At 42.8% G+C, this 17492-nt stretch carries 17 protein-coding genes; 8 read left to right on the top strand and 9 right to left on the bottom strand.

The window, feature by feature from the left end; genetic code table 11:
• Nucleotide 1: 1 nt before the first annotated feature.
• On the top strand, nt 2-1816 hold the full coding sequence (locus R8P61_25985) for a PDZ domain-containing protein (GenBank protein ID MDW3650552.1): 1815 nt from the start codon (nt 2-4) through the stop codon (nt 1814-1816).
• Between the two features lie 199 nt (nt 1817-2015).
• On the opposite strand, the gene rpmF is transcribed toward R8P61_25985, so the two are convergent.
• Together rpmF and R8P61_25975 are read right to left on the bottom strand one after the other, a co-directional pair.
• Complete coding sequence (rpmF, locus tag R8P61_25980; GenBank protein MDW3650551.1) at nt 2016-2198, bottom strand: 50S ribosomal protein L32; 183 nt, start codon at nt 2196-2198, stop codon at nt 2016-2018.
• Between the two features lie 42 nt (nt 2199-2240).
• Entirely contained in the window at nt 2241-2801 is a 561-nt protein-coding gene (locus R8P61_25975) for a DUF177 domain-containing protein (protein MDW3650550.1), read from the bottom strand.
• Nucleotides 2802-3074: 273 nt separating this feature from the next.
• Between R8P61_25975 and R8P61_25970 the strand changes: the two genes are divergently transcribed.
• The gene (locus tag R8P61_25970; GenBank protein ID MDW3650549.1) at nt 3075-3839 is read left to right on the top strand and encodes a C40 family peptidase; all 765 of its coding nucleotides are present in this window, start codon (nt 3075-3077) and stop codon (nt 3837-3839) included.
• The gene (locus R8P61_25965) at nt 3833-4339 is read left to right on the top strand and encodes an HNH endonuclease (GenBank protein ID MDW3650548.1); all 507 of its coding nucleotides are present in this window, start codon (nt 3833-3835) and stop codon (nt 4337-4339) included. Before R8P61_25970 ends, R8P61_25965 begins: the two co-directional genes overlap by 7 nt.
• Before the next feature lie 44 nt (nt 4340-4383).
• On the opposite strand, the gene R8P61_25960 is transcribed toward R8P61_25965, so the two are convergent.
• Complete coding sequence (locus R8P61_25960) at nt 4384-4896, bottom strand: gamma carbonic anhydrase family protein (protein ID MDW3650547.1); 513 nt, start codon at nt 4894-4896, stop codon at nt 4384-4386.
• A gap of 98 nt (nt 4897-4994) precedes the next feature.
• On the bottom strand, nt 4995-6047 hold the full coding sequence (gene aroB / locus R8P61_25955; protein MDW3650546.1) for a 3-dehydroquinate synthase: 1053 nt from the start codon (nt 6045-6047) through the stop codon (nt 4995-4997).
• 167 nt (nt 6048-6214) lie between these two features.
• Between aroB and R8P61_25950 the strand changes: the two genes are divergently transcribed.
• Complete coding sequence (locus R8P61_25950; protein ID MDW3650545.1) at nt 6215-6796, top strand: DUF937 domain-containing protein; 582 nt, start codon at nt 6215-6217, stop codon at nt 6794-6796.
• Between the two features lie 204 nt (nt 6797-7000).
• Here the strand turns inward: R8P61_25950 and R8P61_25945 are convergent, their stop codons facing one another.
• Nucleotides 7001-8521, bottom strand: coding sequence for a carboxypeptidase-like regulatory domain-containing protein (locus R8P61_25945; protein MDW3650544.1), 1521 nt, complete (start codon nt 8519-8521; stop codon nt 7001-7003).
• A gap of 243 nt (nt 8522-8764) precedes the next feature.
• Between R8P61_25945 and R8P61_25940 the strand changes: the two genes are divergently transcribed.
• Entirely contained in the window at nt 8765-9352 is a 588-nt protein-coding gene (locus tag R8P61_25940; protein MDW3650543.1) for a tRNA-(ms[2]io[6]A)-hydroxylase, read from the top strand.
• Between the two features lie 4 nt (nt 9353-9356).
• Entirely contained in the window at nt 9357-11762 is a 2406-nt protein-coding gene (locus R8P61_25935; GenBank protein ID MDW3650542.1) for a transglycosylase domain-containing protein, read from the top strand.
• A 70-nt stretch (nt 11763-11832) separates the two neighbouring features.
• Here R8P61_25935 and R8P61_25930 read toward each other — a convergent pair whose 3' ends face one another.
• On the bottom strand, nt 11833-12408 hold the full coding sequence (locus tag R8P61_25930; protein ID MDW3650541.1) for a fasciclin domain-containing protein: 576 nt from the start codon (nt 12406-12408) through the stop codon (nt 11833-11835).
• Nucleotides 12409-12768: 360 nt separating this feature from the next.
• Here R8P61_25930 and R8P61_25925 point away from each other — a divergent pair, with 360 nt between their 5' ends.
• Entirely contained in the window at nt 12769-14358 is a 1590-nt protein-coding gene (locus R8P61_25925) for an ABC-F family ATP-binding cassette domain-containing protein (GenBank protein ID MDW3650540.1), read from the top strand.
• Between the two features lie 192 nt (nt 14359-14550).
• Nucleotides 14551-15354, top strand: a complete 804-nt coding sequence (locus R8P61_25920; protein ID MDW3650539.1) for a phytanoyl-CoA dioxygenase family protein — start codon at nt 14551-14553, stop codon at nt 15352-15354.
• 80 nt (nt 15355-15434) lie between these two features.
• Here the strand turns inward: R8P61_25920 and R8P61_25915 are convergent, their stop codons facing one another.
• From R8P61_25915 to R8P61_25905, 3 genes are all read right to left on the bottom strand, one after another.
• Nucleotides 15435-16250 carry an anti-sigma factor gene (locus tag R8P61_25915; protein ID MDW3650538.1) on the bottom strand — a complete coding sequence of 272 codons (816 nt, stop codon included), beginning with the start codon at nt 16248-16250 and terminating at the stop codon, nt 15435-15437.
• Entirely contained in the window at nt 16247-16792 is a 546-nt protein-coding gene (locus R8P61_25910; GenBank protein MDW3650537.1) for a sigma-70 family RNA polymerase sigma factor, read from the bottom strand. Before R8P61_25910 ends, R8P61_25915 begins: the two co-directional genes overlap by 4 nt.
• 99 nt (nt 16793-16891) lie before the next feature.
• A complete protein-coding gene (locus R8P61_25905) occupies nt 16892-17362 on the bottom strand; it encodes a hypothetical protein (GenBank protein MDW3650536.1) in 471 nt (156 codons plus the stop codon).
• Nucleotides 17363-17492: the final 130 nt, after the last annotated feature.

Below are 17492 nucleotides of genomic sequence, written 5' to 3'. Positions count from 1 at the left end.
TATGAATAAAATCTTTCTCTCCCTCAGTATATTCCTTTTCATGTCAAGCATCGCTTTTTCGGCTGAATATCAATACAGCCTCAGCTGGCTGACTCCCAATACGCATACCTATATAATTGAAGCCCGGGCTCAAAGCCAAACGGATAGCTATACGGTATTTATGGTACCTGCCTGGCGACCGGGGAGATATATTATGCAGGATTATTCGGGGGCTATTTCTCATTTTGAAGCCTGGGATGCGTCGGGGAATAAGTTGAAATGGCAGAAGCTGAATAAGGATAGTTGGAAGGTCATGCATAATAAGGGAGGCGAAATCCGAATTCGCTATCGTTATTTCGCCAATAATCGCGATGCGGGTTCCAGTTATTATGGATTGGGGGAAGCCTATTTCAATCCCATCAATTTATTTATGCATGTGCAGGGACGCTATGATGATCCGGTTAAACTGGAAGTGCCTGAGCTGCCTGATGATTGGAAAATTGCTACGGCCTTGAAGCAAAATGGATCCAGAAAGTCCTATAAAGCCGCTTCTTATCACGAATTCGTAGATTCACCGACTGTTTTTGCGGAGGAGATGAAGACACTGGATTTTTCGGATGAAAACTGTGCCTTTAAACTTCATTTTCAGGGAGAGTTTAGTGGAGGAAGTGAGACGGAGAAAGTAATCCTGGAGGATGTGAAAAAAATCGTGCAGGAACAGGCCGTTCTATTCGGAGGATATCCTTTTGAAGAATACCATTTCATTTATCGCCTCCTCCCCTATCGGATGCGCCATGCGGTCGAACATAGCAATTCCGCCAGCTTTGCCCTGCCTTCATCGGTAGCTCAAAGTCCGGAAGCCGCAAAAAGTGGACTGATGGGAATAACCAGCCATGAGTTCTGGCATGCCTGGAATGTGAAACGAATTCGGCCTGCTGCTCTCTGGCCGTACGATTATAGTGAACAGCAATACACCAATTTGCATTGGTTTACAGAGGGCGTAACGGATTACTATACCCAATTGACTTTAGTACGAGCGGGGATTATAGATGAAGATGAGTTCTTGAATCGGATGAGCAATACCATTCGCAGTCTGGAAGGCAATTATGCTTCCCAAGTCGTATCTCCTTCCAATTCTAGTTTCAATAGCTGGTTGTCCAGCTCTCCTTATGCTCATCCGGATCATCGAATTTCTTATTATACCTTAGGAAGCCGTTTGGGCTTCATGATCGATCTTGAAGTGAGAAAGCGAAGCAAGGGGAGTGTAGGGCTTGATCAGGTATTTCAATACCTTTTTAAAAACTACTACCAAAAAGATAAAGGAGTACCAGAAGATGGGGTTCAGGAAGCCCTGGAGAAATTGACGGGCGAAAGCTGGGAGCAATTTTTTGCTGATCATGTTCATGGTACGGCTTCGATTGATTATGAATCTTTGCTGGCTCCAATGGGGCTTGAGTTAGAGCTTGGAATAAATGAGACCTCTGGGAAACGCGCGCTGGGGATTACAGCTGCCGAAAGGATTAGTCAGGGACATCTGATCAGTCGTGTGGTGCCTGGAAGTGATATTTACAATGCAGGTGTTGGGGCGGATGATTTATTGTTAGAAGTGGATGGAAAGAAAGCCGGTGAAGTAGATTTGGACGAATGGGCCAATGAATTGAAGCCCGGAGATGAAGTCCGCTTGTCGGTTTTATTGGGACTAAAAGAATTGAAGCAAATAGAATTTACCTATACAGGAGATAGCCGAGCCAAAACCTATAGTATTCAGAGTAAAAAGAAAGTAAAAGGGAAAGAAGTGGAGATGCGGAAAGATTGGCTGGAGACGAAGGTGAAGTAGCTCTGTCATCTCGAAGCTTGATTGGTGTGCTGGCTCCTCGTGCTGAGAGATCCTGAATTTGGGTGAAAAGAAGGATATGCTTTAGTTTCCCTCTACTCTTACGTATCCCCTTTTCAAAAAAGCCCATAAAACAAGGCCTTGGATGCTTCGATTAAGAAGCATCCAAGGCCGAAATATATTGATTAGCCTAAGGCTAAGCTTATTCGTCTTTAGGTTCCAGGATTTGGCGACCTCTATAGGTACCGCTCTCCAGGCTCACTCTGTGGTACAATACCGGCTCACCAGTTTCAGGGTCCATGTAATAAGTCTTGGACTTCAACTTCAGGTGAGTTCTTCTTTTATCCCTGCGGGTCTTGGAAATTTTTCGCTTCGGATGCGCCATTATCTTAAACTCTTATTCGTTAATTATTGCTTTCTTTTTTATCTATTTATTCTGATCCTTGAGTTTCTTTAAAGCTGCCCAACGAGGATCAATTTCTTCTTCCTCTTTTTCTTGCTTTATTTTCTTCACTTCGCCTCTTTCATTCAATCCCAGTGCTTTCAGAACATCCGGTGCACAAAGGTGTACATCTGTATCCGGAACCTTCCTCAGCGGAATAGAAATTTGTACAAAATCGTACAATTCCTGGCTGATGTCAAGTTTATCTTCTCCACTATTCACATACATCACTTCATATCCTTCAAAATCCATATCTGAATCAAAAGAATAAATGATGCGCTCCTCTATTTCAAACTCATGCTCATAGGGTTCTCCGCAACGATCGCAATTTAGTTCGATCCATCCCCGCATTTGAAAAACGACATCCACATGGGTGCCATATTTATGCATTTTCAAATGAGCATCAACCACTCCTGTCTTTACAGGCGAAACCTCAAAATGATCAAAAAACTCAGGGCCTATGTGAAAGTCCTCCTCATTTTTCCCTGGCTTCATACGAGCAACATTCAGGGAGTATTTTCTCAAAAAGTTGCGCTCTTTCGACATCGGCTCTTTCTTTCGGCTGGCAAAGTTAGATAAAAAAGTGCATAAAAAGAAAAACCGATTCAAAAATGAATCAGCTTTTCTTTGCAAGGAGTTTAGAAGTTAAAAAATAAGTTTGATTTGAATAGAAAGATACAAAGCAGAGGGAGTATTTCAAAGGACTTTAGTCTTTATTCTGAAATATATCGGAAAGCCCATGTGTTTCTGATTTTTCTCCCTTAACTTATGGCTAATGAGCACTTTCGCTACCTATAACCTAGAGATAATCTTGCCATAATGCCAAAAATGTATGTTGCAAGAGAAGCTGTTGTACCCCTGCGGGGAAATGCCGCTGAGTCGGCAGAGATGGTGAGTCAGGTATTATTTGGAGAGGCGGTTGAAAAGCTGGAGGAAGAGGGGAACTGGTACAAAGTAAAAATGCTCTCTGACGGATATGAGGGTTGGGTAAATCCTCGTATGCTTTTGCCAATAGATCCTAAGGAATATGAATCCTATGAAAATTGGCAATACGTCTTAGATGGAAGTCTTATGCTCGAAGATGGAAGCCAGATGCGAATACCCCTGGGGGTAAAGATTCCAGTCAGTAGCGGCCAGACCGATTTTGACATGGCGGGTCATCGGTGGAGTATGTCCAAGAGTTTACGGACAATCGACATACAAGATTTTGACAAGCGGGTAGATATTGCCCGCTATTTTTTTAATATCCCTTACCTATGGGGAGGAAGATCGGGCTTTGGAATAGACTGTTCAGGCTTCAGCCAGATGGTTTATGCCATGTGTGGTATTTCTATTCCCAGGGACTCTTCGAAGCAAGCATTGGAGGGTAAAACGATTCCTTATGGCGAGCATAAGGCAGGCGATCTCGCATTTTTTGCCAAACCCCAACAAAGTCGGGTTACTCACGTAGGAATCCTTATACACCTCGATCATATACTCCACGCATCCGGAAGGCTGCGTAAAGACAGATTCGAAGAATCTGGGATCATTGATATTGATAGCAATCAATTGACACATAAACTTATTATCATAAAAAGATGGTAGTTAGAGAAAGTGTATTAGTCTTGAATTCGGATTACCAGGCCATAACTATTTGTTCGGTCGAGCGTGCATTTGTCCTGATATTTCTGGACAAAGCGCAAATGTTGTCTGACAATCCGAAGCGTAAACTCTGTTCTATAAATTCAGAATTTAAATTCCCTTCAATCATTCGCCTGAGACGGTATGTTCAATTGCCTTATAAGCGCGTGAATCTTTCTCGCCATAATGTATTCAAGCGAGATGGAAACAGATGTGTCTATTGCGGAAGCAGAGAAAACCTGACGATCGATCACGTAAAACCCAAGGCACATGGAGGTAGAGACTCCTGGGACAACCTTGTTGCGGCTTGCCAGCGTTGCAATGCCAAGAAAGGAAGCATGACCCCGGAGCAAGCGGGTCTTAGCATGACCCACAAACCCTTCCGTCCGAGCTTCGTGATGTTTCTGAGTAATTTTGCCGGGAATGTACGTGAAGACTGGAAACCGTATTTGTATATGTCATGATGCGAAATCGGGTGCTGACAAATTTTCGTCTCATTCCACCGAAATCAGCCCCAATGTAATTTCGCATTTTCTATATAGTGTAAAGCCCCTGAGCGGATCATCTCAATTTGAGATTCACTCAGGGCTTTTATCTTTTTAGCCGGCGTGCCAGCATACATATAGCCTCCCTCCAAAAGAGCCCCCTGCTTTACCAAAGCATTCGCAGCTATGATCGTATGTTTGGGAACAACTACCTCATCCAATACAATCGCTCCCATCCCAATCAATACCTGATCTTCGACGGTGCATCCATGCAGGATAGCATTATGCCCCACTACCACCTCATCCCCTACGATGCAAGGCGTAAGTCCCGTAGAGCAGTGCAGAATAGCTCCATCCTGAATATTAGTTCGCTTACCGATCTTGATGGCGCCTACATCCCCTCTTAAAACAGCATTGTACCAAATGCTGCTTTCTTCACCGATCTCTACTTCACCGATGATGCTAGCATTCTCTGCCAGTTTGGCGGAGGGATGGATTTCAGGCGTGTGGGATTTGAAGGATTTGATGAGAGGCATAAGGATGAGTGTTAAAGTATTGTAGTGCTTTGGTGTTATAGTTGGAAAGCTAAAATACCAACTCCAGCACTATAACACCCTAACACTTCCGAACTTCTTCAATACCCCTTCGCCATATCATTGTAAAACTCCAGAGACTCTTCGATATCAGCGTCATTGATCTCCTGATTGATTTTGAACTGACCGATACCGTCTATGAAAGTGCAGAGGATTTTTTTGCCTTCATTCTTCTTGTCGTTGAGGGCACGAGCTATGATGTCCTCAAATTCTCCGCTGGAGAAGTTGGTGGAGGGATAGTGATGAGAAATGAGTTCGATGATGCTGACGAGGGCCTTGGTATCGATGAGGCCTGCTTCGCGAGAGAGGAAGCCTTCGCAAATCATCCCGATGGATATGGCTTCTCCATGAAGCAAAGGAGCTTCTGTTTCGAGTCGCATACTTTCTATGGCGTGGCCAATCGTATGACCAAAATTCAGAGACTTCCTTGCTCCTTTTTCGAAGGGGTCTTCTTCGACAATTCTTTGTTTGATGGCGACAGAATGCTCTATGATCTGCGTATAGTCCAGTTTTCGCAAATCGCGAATCTGCTTTAAGCCTTCCCAGCCCGCCTGGTCGGCAATCAGATGATGCTTGATTACTTCGGCAAAACCGGAGGCTAGTTCGCGATCAGACAGCGTATTGAGAAAGCCGGGCCAGATGTATACGCCTTGTGGATCATTGAAAAGACCGATGTGGTTTTTGTATTGCATGAAGTCAACTCCCAACTTGCTGCCTACGCTGGCATCCACCTGAGAAAGCAAAGTCGTAGGAACCTGGACGAAATCAATGCCTCTTTTGTAAAGGCTGGCAATCATTCCTCCCATATCTCCAATGACTCCACCGCCCAAATTGACGAGGATGGCTTTTCGATCCATAGCCATTTGGGTCATTTTGCTCCAAACACCAACACAGGTTTCAAGCGTCTTGAATTTTTCACCTGCAGGAATATGGATAGCCTCATGTACCGGCAGATAATCCCGAAGTTTGGGATAGCAAAGATCATAGGTGTTATCATCTGCCAGAATCAGGATTTGAGAATATTCGGACTTCCTGAGAAATTCTCCGAGCTTCTCGCGGGCATCTGCTCCAATATGTATCGGGTAACTAAGCATGGGGTGAAGTTAAAGCTGAGAGCTAGTGAATAACAAATGCCTTAGTAAAAATTCGAGGATCATATAATTCGTGTCCCGGATTTTTTTAACTTGTGTGTGACCTTTTCACAACCGAAGTATCCTAAAATTGAACGATTTCACTTTATTAAAAAAATTTACAAATAAGTATGTCATTACTAAACGCACTCACCGAACAAATTGGTGGCCAGGTTCTTCAAGGACTGGCAAAGAATATTGGCGCTGACGAAGGAGTAACTGGAGCAGCAATTTCAGCTGCAATTCCAATGATTGTAGGAGCACTTGCAAAAAATGCATCTTCTGATGATGGAGCCGCATCTCTTAGCAATGCTTTACAGAAAGACCACGACGGAAGTATTCTGGACAATTTGGGAGGTTTCCTTTCTCAAAGTGATAATGGACCCGGTGGTGCAATTCTCGGACACGTATTTGGACAAAAGCGTGGAGGAATCGAATCTGCACTTAGTCAAATAACAGGTCTGAACTCAGGACAGTCTGGCAACCTTCTGGAAAATCTTGCACCCGTTATTTTGGGACAATTAGGAAGAACTCAGAAAAGCCAGGGCTTGAATCCTGCTGATCTTGCTGGATTGTTGGCTGGAGAAAGTCAGCAAGCTCGCGGTGCAGGTTCTCCTGTAATGGATATCCTCGGAAAAGTCCTGGATCAGGACGGAGATGGAAGTATGTTGGACGACATCGGTGGCATGTTGGGAGGATTCCTCAAAAGATAAGGAAATAGCAATATTTCATATTCACTCGAATGCAGCCGGGCCTTGTGCCCGGCATTTTTTTTAGCTCAAAATCTCCTGCCACTCCGACCAAAGTGGAGGGGCTGAAACTATTTGTCTGTAACTCCGTCAATTTTTTTGAATTAGTGATTTTGGCATTTGATTGAGGTTCCCGACGGGGCTCTGGATAACACGAGTTGTTTGAGTTTACCTCTCCAATTTCTTCAAAGGCTGGCTCAATACCATATTGTAATTCTCCCAAAAGCCGGGAATCTGCTCAACTTCGTTTCGATATAGAGGTAGCTCTTTATTCACCAATACTTTTTCTCTTTCCTCCCACTCCCCTATCTCAACCTCATTTACAAAAAATTCCCGATACTGATACATAGAAGCGGTAGGATAGACATTGAGAATCTCTCCATAAGCCGAAAGGATATTTTCCGCCTCCAATCTGATTTGATCCGGCCGATCTATTTTTAATTTTTTCCTGAAGGGAATGCTGACCTCTGCTGGATCATTATGCACAATATTTTCGACTTTAAACCTCAGCCCATCGATCCAGACTTTGTAGTTTTTAGGATTTCCCGAGCTACGAAAGTCCAGGGTTTTATTGAATCGAAGAATAAGTCTATTGGCCAGGGTATCTACTCGTATAGTATCAATCTTAAAACTCGGATTTCCAATTCGTGTATTCAGGTAGTTGTTCATGGAAATGTACTTCAGAACCATCTGCTCCTCAAAGTCCTGATATTCTACCAAAATCTCATAGCGCACTCCTTCCTCTTCTTCTTCCGGTTTGAAAAAATTGGTATAGGAAAACTTAAGGATCGCAAAATCCGAAGCACGGATAAATAGCTTACCCTCAATGAGATGTTTGTAAACGGGGTCATCCACCAGCTCAAAGGATATCTCGTACAGGAAGTCTTCGTCCTGGATGATTAGCGAATCCAGTTTGAAATTGTGATAGGTTAAAAAGTACTTATTGGTGATGAAGACAAAAGCAAAGGAAGGGTGCTTAAAGTTGCGAATGGGATCGTGGAGGCGAAGGATGGAAAATTCATTTCGGCCTGCGTAATTCATCTTCATTTCCGGAATCATTTTCTCTCCCGATGCATAAGATCCACTTTGAAAAGTATCAATCTGTATGTCCTGTCTAAAGCGGAATTGTTCCAGTTCTATCTGGGTCTTTTTGTAATCATAAGTTTGAATACCTTTATCATAAACCTTTAAAGCTGCTTCCATCAGGTTGATATATTCTCCCTCTCTCAGCAGATAATCCCGATAAAATCCATTGATAATCATCGATTCATCAGGGACATTCTTTTTGATACGATTGACAGCTCTTCTTACGATTTCACCTGCTCCCAATTCTTTTCCTCTTTTTTCTTTTATGGCTATTTCTTCCAGGCTGTATATCCTTTCCCCTAAAGGCAGGCTGATAAAATTGCTATCCAGCAAGCTTTGAATGGGAATGTCCTTGCTTTGGTAACCGATGGAGGAAATTCGAAGGGTATCTCCAAAATGTCTTTCAGGAATACTGATTCGAAATTCACCTGAAAAATTGGTAATCACACCAAGTGAGCTATTGAGAATTCGAATTTGGGCATAAGGAATACCCATTCCTTTGCGAATATCTTTTACTTCTCCTGAAATACGTTTCCAGTCTTGCCCCATGGAAAGAATTGGCAGAAGAATAAGTAAAATGCTTGTTTGTGTTTTCCAGCGCATATTGATGAGGTATAATATGAATGAAGAACAAGGAATGACAAATGGAGAAGTCTTATTTGGTGCAAAGCAAGAATTTTGAATTTACCCTCAATAAACCTCCTTCTCACTTCTCCATTCCTTGTTCTTTATTCTTAGCTCTCCTGACCATCTCCCCATTAATAAGTTAATCATTCCCCAAAATATTCCCTAAGGTCTATTCTGCTTGTTTTCGTAACTTGCAGACACAAATAAACTTCTGATAAGATGTTGAGGCTAAAAATGAAGACTGACCCGCTTTGGGTAAAGAATATAGCAGAGAGTAATATTGAGGAAATTCTGACGGATCATGCCTGGTGCGAACAAAAGGCGGCTTCTTCGGCTATCTCTCTCATCGTACAATATCCCATGCACGAGGATTTGGTTACCCAAATGTCAGATTTGGCCCAGGAGGAAATGAGCCATTTTCGCATGGTCCATCAGCAAATCCAGAAGCGTGGATATACCCTGGGGCCTGAGCGAAAAGACTCTTATGTCAATGAATTGGTGAAATTTATCCGCGTAAAAGGAAAAGGGCGAGAAGAAAGCCTGGCAGATAAATTGCTCTTTGCAGCTATGATAGAGGCTCGCAGCTGCGAACGCTTCAAGGTTTTGTCAGAAAATATAGATGACAAAGAGTTGGCAGATTTCTACTATGATCTCATGGTCTCAGAAGCTCGACATTATACGCTTTTCATCAAGCTCGCAAAACAACTTTGTCCCAATGTGGACGTAGATAAACGCTGGGAAGCTTTTCTCGAGTTTGAGGGTGAGGTTATAAGTAGGTATGGGAAAAGCGAAGCCATTCACGGATAGTTGAATGATGGAAGATTTTCAACATAGCACCACAGATTCCACCTCGCAAGAAACGCTCAAAGATAAATTCCAGGAATTTTTTAAGGATCCTCGTGTCCGAAAAGCCGGAAAAATCTCTCTCATTCTTATGGGAGCGGGTCTTGCATGTATATTGATCCTTTTCCTCACGGTTTATTTCGGAGCATTTGGAGAAATACCTCAAGCAGATAAACTCGCCAATATTCGCCATCATAATTCTTCCGAGATTTATTCTGCAGATGGCAAGATGTTGGGGAAATACTATATCGAAAACAGGAGCAATGTTGCCTATGAAAATATTTCGCCTGAGCTTCTTCAAGCTCTGGTAGCAACGGAGGATGCACGTTTTTATGAGCATGCCGGTATTGATACCCGCAGTATGTTTCGAGTGGCATTCAAATCTATTTTGTTAGGAGATAAAAGTGCCGGAGGAGGAAGTACCATTTCACAGCAATTGGCCAAAAACCTCTTTCCCCGGGAAGACTATAGTATCCTGAGCTTGCCTGTAGCGAAGTTCAAGGAAATGATCATCGCCAAACGACTGGAAAAGAATTATAGCAAGGATGAAATTCTCGCCCTTTACCTGAATACCGTTCCATTCGGAGAAAAAGTCTACGGTATAGACGCCGCATGTCAGCGTTTTTTCAATACCAGCGCCAAAGATATTTCCATAGAGGATGGAGCCGTTTTGGTGGGTATGCTAAAGGCAACCACAGCTTATAATCCCAGAAGGAATCCTTTGCGATCTACAGAAAGAAGGAATGTCGTATTAGAGCAGATGGCGCGCTATGAATACCTTTCTGAGGCCGTAGCTGACTCGCTAAAGGAACTTCCTCTTGAGCTGGACTATAATAAAGTAACGCTACTGGAAGGGCCCGCGCCCTATTTTCGTCAGCAGGTAGCCGAGGAACTCAAAGCTTATTTCCGCGACAATCCCGGACCCGACGGCAAAAAATACAATGTCTATACAGATGGGCTCAAGATTTATACAACCATAGATTCCCGTTTGCAGCGATATGCCGAAGAATCGATTGCTTCTCATTTAAAGGAATTACAGAAAATTTTTGATAAGCATTGGAAAGGACGAACCATCTTTCGGGATGAAGATCCGCAAATTCTGAAGGCCATGCGCCAGACAGATCGCTATAAGTATCGCAAAGAATCGGGCATGACAGAAGCTCAAATCCTGGAGCATTTTCAAACGCCCACCAAGATCAAATACTGGACCTGGGAAGGAATGGTCGAAAAGGAAATGCGGCCCTTGGATTCCATCAAGTTACATCAGGCCTTTTTACATGCAGGCTTTATGGCGATGAATCCCCGAAACGGCTATGTAAAAGCCTGGGTAGGTGGGATTAACTTCAAAGAATTTAAATACGATCATGTACTTTCCCGCCGTCAGGTAGGATCAACTTTCAAGCCTTTTGTGTATACAGCGGCTTTGGCCAAAGGCATGGACCCCTGTGAGTATATCGAGAATCAGCAGGTGGTATATGAAGATTATGAAAATTGGTCGCCGGGAAATTCTGATGGGAAGTATGAAGGATACTATTCTATGCAAGGGGGATTGACTAAATCTGTCAATACCGTTTCCGCAGCTGTAATGAATAAAGTTGGGGTGGAAGATGCCCACCGTTTTGTCAATAAATTTGGCTTTGAATCAGAAGTTCCCAAAGCACCAAGTATGGTATTGGGAACGGCGGAACTGAGTCTCAGAGAAATGCTTTCTGCCTATTCAGTTTTTGCCAATCGAGGATTGCGAACCAAACCGGTACTGATCAAAAAGGTGCTGGATGCGCAAGGAAATGTGATTGTAGAATGGCCGGATAAGCCGGAAAGAGAACGTGTCATAGATGCCAATACGGCAGACATGATGAATTATATGCTACGATCCGTAGTAAAAAATGGGACGGGCCAAAGGTTGAGAAGTCGATATGGACTTAACAATCAAATCGGAGGAAAAACCGGAACAACCCAGGATCAAACCGATGGATGGTTCATTGGCATCACTCCTACCCTTGTAGCAGGTGCCTGGGTGGGGGGAGAAACCCGCAAAGTCCGATTCCGTTCCTTGAGTCTCGGACAAGGAGCTAATACGGCTTTGCCTATTTACGGCAAATTTATGCAGCGTTATTATAAGCTTTACAGCAAACATAGAAATGCCAGATTTCAGGATCCGGGAGCTTCGGCCCTCAATTCTATGGACTGTGATATGTATAGAGATCAGGCTCCGGGAGAAGGCCTGGAAGAGTTTTTCCTCATCCTCAAACAAAGACGGATGGAAAGACAGATTAGGAATATGGAGCGAAAGATGCAGAAAAAGATAGAGCGGGAGGAGAAACGAAGGCGAAAGAAAAACAACAGCCGTTTCAAAAGAAATTATAGAAACTAGGATACAGGAAAGGCGCAGATTTATATCTGCGCCTTTCATTTTTTGAACACATCTACCTACACATCTTTGCCTATAAATTGGCGGGGATCAATACTCTGTCGATGATGTGGATGACTCCATTTACTGCTCTCTTGTTTGCAGAGGTAACGATGGCATCATTGATTTTAACTGCATCTGTGCTCAAATCTACCTTGATATTTCCTCCTTCAGCAGTACCTACATTTCCATTGCTCAGGTCATTGGCTTCGATGCGACCGGGTACAACGTGATAGGTCAGGACTTTGATAAGCTTGTCTTTGTTCTCAGGCTTGAGGAGCATTTCTACCGTTCCTTCTGGCAAAGCAGCAAAGGCTGAGTTTGTCGGAGCAAAGATGGTATAAGGTCCTTTTCCTTGTAGGGTCTCTACCAAACCGGCAGCTTTAACAGCAGCTACCAAAGTAGAAAGATCTTTTCTGGAAGCTGCGATTCCTACCAGATCTTTGTGATGAGAAGTTTTCGCTGGACTTCTGTAAGAAGTTTTGTAGCTCGCTCTGTGAACATTTTTGTTGCTTGATTTGCTACTGCACTGTGCAAATCCGAGGCTTAGGCTGATACTTGCGATGAATATTCCGCTAACGATCAATTTGATTACTTGGCTACTTTTCATAATAGTGTTGTTGATAAAAAATGAAATTGTACCAGAACTACGAAGTAGCTTGATCGTTTAGATCTTTTTGTTGAATAAAACTTAAACAAAATTTACAAGCGATTGATTTAGAGGAAGATAAAAATGTGTTGTTGTGTTTTAGTGTTGTAGTTCGTTTTTCAAATTAACTACCGCACCCTGGCACTAAAACACAACAACACCTTCCCAAGCACCCCTTCCCCTGAAACAAAATTCCGCCCTTATAGTATACCCACATATCCATTCATTTAAGTAGAATAGAAATCATGAAGCTATAATTTCTTCCAAACAATAATTCCGGCAAAGCCCTTTGCCTATTGTTTCATTTCTCAGGAAGAGATTATGTTAATTCTACAAGACATCACATATACCCTACCTAATAGGGATTTACTTTTCTCCAACATTTCGCTCAAACTAAATCCTCAGGACAAAATCGGCCTGATAGGAAAAAATGGGGTTGGGAAATCTACCCTTTTACGGATGATAAATTGTGAAGTATTTCCTGTCGAAGGGAAACTCCATTTAGAAGCGCATCCCTATTACCTTCCTCAGGTCTATGGCCAGTATAATCATCTGACTATCGCAGAAGCTTTGGGAGTGAAAGAAAAGATTCAGGCATTTCACGCCATTCTTGAAGGGGATGGCAGAGAAGAAACCTATGCTTTGCTGGATGATGACTGGACGATAGAAGAAAGGTGTAAAGCGGCTCTCAATTATTGGCAGTTGACAGATTTGGAACTGGATCAGAAACTAGAGCACTTGAGTGGAGGGCAGAAAACGCGGGTCCTGCTAGCGGGAATTTCTATTCATGAGCCTTTATTGGTATTGATGGATGAACCTAGCAATCATCTGGATACAGAAGGCAGAGAGCTTTTATACCAATTTATTCGATCCACTTCCAGTAGCCTTCTTATCATTAGCCATGATAGAAAATTACTGAATCAACTGCCTGTGATTTGCGAAATGAAAAGAGATGGAATCACTAGCTATGGCGGTAACTACGATTTCTATCGTGAGCAGAAAGAGAAAGAGTTGAAAGCTTTAAATCAGGACCTCCAGAACAAGGAGGTTTCTTTGCGTAAGGCCAAAAAGAAACAGAGGGAGACAAAGGAGCGACAGAATAAACTGGACGCCCGGGGAAAGAAAAAGCAGCTCCAGACTGGCACCCCTCGCATCATGATGAATAAGCTGAAAAATGATGCAGAGAATACATCTTCTAAACTGAAAAACCTGCACAATAAGAGAGTAGATGATATTTCGCAGGAATTGAGAGACTTGCGTGCTTCTCTGCCAGAGATAGACAAAATGAGATTTGGCTTTGAGGATTCTTCTTTACATAAAGGAAAAATCTTGTTTGAGGCAGAGGGAATAAATTACAGCTATACTAAGGAAGTTATTTGGAAAGAAAACCTTAGTCTTCATATAAAAAGTGGACAACGACTGGCTTTGAAAGGATTGAATGCTTCGGGAAAGACTACTTTGATCAAATTGATTTTGGGGGATTTAGATCCTCAAGTTGGCAAGCTGAAAAGAGCAATAAATAATTCAGTCTACATCGACCAGAATTACTCATTACTCGATAATAAACTCAGCTTATATGAGCAAACGCAAATATTCAATAATTCAAATCTCCAGGAGTATAAAGTCAAAACTCGTCTAAACCGCTTTTTATTTGGAAAGGAAGATTGGGGTAAATCCTGTGAGGCTTTGAGTGGAGGGGAAAGAATGCGATTGATCCTCTGTTGCCTGACACTCTCTCAGCAAGCGCCTGACCTCATTGTCCTGGATGAACCGACCAATAATCTTGATATTCAGAATATAGAAATCCTGACCAAAGCCATCAATCAGTATCATGGGACGCTATTGGTGGTGTCGCATGATGAGCGCTTTTTGGAGGAAATCCATATTGAGTCGGAGATTGTGCTGGAATAGATGGAGAGAATTTTGAGTAAATTAAAGGATAGGCAAAACAAACTGTCATTGCGAGCTCTTAACAAGAGCGCGGCAATCCCCTTGATTTAAAAGCTTATTTGATTTCAAGGAGATTGCTTCGCCGGAGATTTCGACTCGCAAGGACAGGACTGTTTGGGCATAGGTATACAGTATCTATAAATCCCTTTAGCCATGAAGCTAGACCAAGAACAAATACAGGAATTCACAGAAAGAGGCATTCTTCGGCTGAAGAATTTCATTCCTGCAGGCATTGCAGATGAGGCTCAGCAAATAGCCCTTGAAAAGATCAACAAGTTTCACCAAAACGGAAAGTGGAACTATGAATCCGTGCAAGACTTATCCTTTCCGAAAGCCAACAAAGTTTTCAATAAAGAGCTGGGAAGCCTCAAGCCTTTCAAATCTTTACTGACTTCAGATTTACTCGAAGTGATTTCACAATTGATGGGCGAAGATGCCATTCCGTGGATGAAGTTCCAGTCCCTGATCTCTGTTCCGGATACTTCCAAATGGGAGGTTCCTGCGACTACCTGGCACCTGGATTTGCCACAGATTCCGAACACGGGCTTACAGGGAATACAAATGTTTGGCTTTCTGACCGAAGTACGACCCGGAGGAGGAGGCACGTTGGCGGTAGCTGGATCTCATCGTCAATTAGACGAGCTTTCCCATTTCAAACCGAAAGCCCTGAGAAGTGTATTGAAAAAGCAGGCCTTTTTTCGAAATCTTTGGTCCAAAGAATATCCCAATCGCACCTCACTTATGGAAGAGACCCTAAGCGATAAAGGAGGAAGTGTTCAAGTAGTCGAAATGCATGGAAAGCCGACGGATGTCTATTTGATGGATTTGAGAATTCTTCATACGGTAGCTCCGAATAGTCGAGATACGCCCAGGATCATGTTGACACAGCGATTTGCAAAAAAGGAAATGCTTGAAGCTACAGAAGCATTGAGGAAGGCCTACTTAGAGAAGTTTTAGTGTATTTGTGTGTTAGGGTATTAGCGAAAATCTACAATTCCTACCCTGGCACACTAATACTCAAACACCCTAACACTTTCTTATGCTTCCTTCAACTCCCCCTTCACATACATGCGATCCAGTCTCGGTGTCGGACTTCCTCCCGCTTCTTCCAGCGTAACTGCAAAAGCACTTACCTTACCTTCTACGTGCCGAAGTTTCTGCATTTTGCTATGGTGGTCGAAAATTCCTGCATCGAGGGAAACTCCATCGATAATGGCCCAGAGTTGATATTGATGATCTTTGGGAGGTTCGGGGAGCTCATCGATGAGGAGGTAAACATCTTTGGATGTACTATGCCAGAAGACATGAACTTTGGAATCTGGAGCTGATTCCAAACCCGTCATAATGATCGGAATACTCGCAGGATCATTGATGATCTTCTGATGCTGCTCTATAACAATGGGATTTTGACGTAGAGCTGCATATTGTTCGGAGATATAGTTTTTCTCTTGTTCGAGGTTCTCGGTCCTGTCAGATAAGCTGGCAACTTCAGACCTCAGAGCTTGCATGTCCTGATATAAGTTGAAAGCGAAAAAGGAACTTAAGAGGAATAAAGTGATTGCCGCTGCAAGTGCGTAAGGCATCCAATTGGGACTTTTGATTTTTTCTTCAGCTGCCTGTTCCTCCCCTTCCTCGGCTAAATTCATTATGATGCTGTCCAGAGAAGGCGGCTGAACGGCTGATTCATTTTGCTGGGCATATATACGCACAGCTTTCTGGATCTTCTCGATCTCCTCTTTGATCTCCGGATACTTCTCGGCCATCTGATCTACCTCTTTATTTTCGGCATCAGATAAAAAGCCGCCTACATAGGCTTCTAATACTCCGGATTCTATGTATGATTCAACATTCACTTCTGAACGGTATTTCTCAGATGTTTAAGCGCTAATCTAATCCTCGTCTTTACAGTACCCAAAGGGATATCCAATTTATTGGCGATTTCTTCCTGGGTATAACCCTGAAGATATGCCATATCCACAATGAGTTTTTGTTTTTCAGGTAAACGCCTGAGCATTTCCTGTACCTGCTCCTGTTTTTCTAGCTTCTGTTCTGAGTGCTCATTCCTCTCCACGATTTCTTCCGGACTTGCTGTCTTCATGGCCTTGATAAATTCCCGGGATCGGGTTTTATCTATGGCTGCATTTCGACATACACTCACCAACCAGGTATACAAACTCCCCTTGCTGCGCTCATAATAGTGTCCCTTTCTCCACACTTTCACCATCACCTCCTGAAAGACATCCTGTGCCATGCTTTGATCCTTTACTACTCGATAAATGATATTGAAAAGGTTATGAGAATAATTCTCATAGATCAACTGAATCACCTTCTGATCATTGCGCTGCAATAGCTCAATAATCTTTTCATCGGTAGTGATAGCAGAAGACTTTGACACGGTACTGGATCAAAAATAGGCTCCATTATATCACCTTTCTCAAGATACGAACTAATGGAGCCTTTTGGATGTTTATATAGAAAAAATTATATATAAAATTTATTTCAGAACTTTCCTCAGCTTAAATAAGAGAAGGACCTGTTCCATCTTGCCGATTTTGTACTCCCCATTGGCCATCATTTTCGTCACCTTCGGCACCAATCTAACCAGTTTCCTTCCATAAGGTTTTGTAACGGCATTTTTAGCAAAGTTGGCTTTTTGCTTAAAACTCATATTTGCCTGCCAGGGTTCCAGTTCATTGAGAAGGATTCCTAATTCGCGGTCATTTTGATTGGAGAATTTGTTGAGGTAGCGATAAGTCTTTACTGGTGAATTTAAGCTGGTAGCTTCGTCGAGTACATCTGCTGTGATTTGTGCAAAGGCATCAAACTTGTCTTCAGGACTCATGGGACTGGAAACAATGCTTCGTAGTGCCTGGCGGTGCATTTTGAGTTGCTTACTTGGGATGCAGCTGCTAAAAAGGATAAGGGGTAGAATCAAGACATAAATGAGATACTGCTTCTGTGTCATTTGTGAAAGTTTAAAATGTAATTGTTTGAAGAAAATAGAGGGGTGCTTTAATGACAAGCCAGCTTTAAAATGGATGCCTGAAAGAATTCCTTTTAGCCCTAAGCAAAATTTAAGGGCTTTTCTTATATTT

The sequence above is a fragment of the Bacteroidia bacterium genome (assembly GCA_033391075.1).
In the GTDB taxonomy this organism is placed as follows: domain Bacteria; phylum Bacteroidota; class Bacteroidia; order J057; family J057; genus JAWPMV01.
This window is presented reverse-complemented; position numbering and strand designations above follow the sequence as displayed.

Excerpts from the sequence above, each read along its gene's own strand:
- R8P61_25985 (MDW3650552.1), top strand. The coding sequence starts at position 2 with ATGAATAAAATCTTTCTCTCCCTCAGTATATTCCTTTTCATGTCAAGC.
- R8P61_25940 (MDW3650543.1), top strand. The coding sequence starts at position 8,765 with ATGTTGAGGCTAAAAATGAAGACTGACCCGCTTTGGGTAAAGAATATA.
- R8P61_25920 (MDW3650539.1), top strand. The coding sequence starts at position 14,551 with ATGAAGCTAGACCAAGAACAAATACAGGAATTCACAGAAAGAGGCATT.
- R8P61_25935 (MDW3650542.1), top strand. The coding sequence starts at position 9,357 with ATGATGGAAGATTTTCAACATAGCACCACAGATTCCACCTCGCAAGAA.
- R8P61_25960 (MDW3650547.1), bottom strand. The coding sequence starts at position 4,896 with ATGCCTCTCATCAAATCCTTCAAATCCCACACGCCTGAAATCCATCCC.
- R8P61_25905 (MDW3650536.1), bottom strand. The coding sequence starts at position 17,362 with ATGACACAGAAGCAGTATCTCATTTATGTCTTGATTCTACCCCTTATC.
- R8P61_25975 (MDW3650550.1), bottom strand. The coding sequence starts at position 2,801 with ATGTCGAAAGAGCGCAACTTTTTGAGAAAATACTCCCTGAATGTTGCT.
- R8P61_25930 (MDW3650541.1), bottom strand. The coding sequence starts at position 12,408 with ATGAAAAGTAGCCAAGTAATCAAATTGATCGTTAGCGGAATATTCATC.
- aroB (MDW3650546.1), bottom strand. The coding sequence starts at position 6,047 with ATGCTTAGTTACCCGATACATATTGGAGCAGATGCCCGCGAGAAGCTC.
- rpmF (MDW3650551.1), bottom strand. The coding sequence starts at position 2,198 with ATGGCGCATCCGAAGCGAAAAATTTCCAAGACCCGCAGGGATAAAAGA.
- R8P61_25950 (MDW3650545.1), top strand. The coding sequence starts at position 6,215 with ATGTCATTACTAAACGCACTCACCGAACAAATTGGTGGCCAGGTTCTT.
- R8P61_25925 (MDW3650540.1), top strand. The coding sequence starts at position 12,769 with ATGTTAATTCTACAAGACATCACATATACCCTACCTAATAGGGATTTA.
- R8P61_25965 (MDW3650548.1), top strand. The coding sequence starts at position 3,833 with ATGGTAGTTAGAGAAAGTGTATTAGTCTTGAATTCGGATTACCAGGCC.
- R8P61_25970 (MDW3650549.1), top strand. The coding sequence starts at position 3,075 with ATGCCAAAAATGTATGTTGCAAGAGAAGCTGTTGTACCCCTGCGGGGA.
- R8P61_25945 (MDW3650544.1), bottom strand. The coding sequence starts at position 8,521 with ATGCGCTGGAAAACACAAACAAGCATTTTACTTATTCTTCTGCCAATT.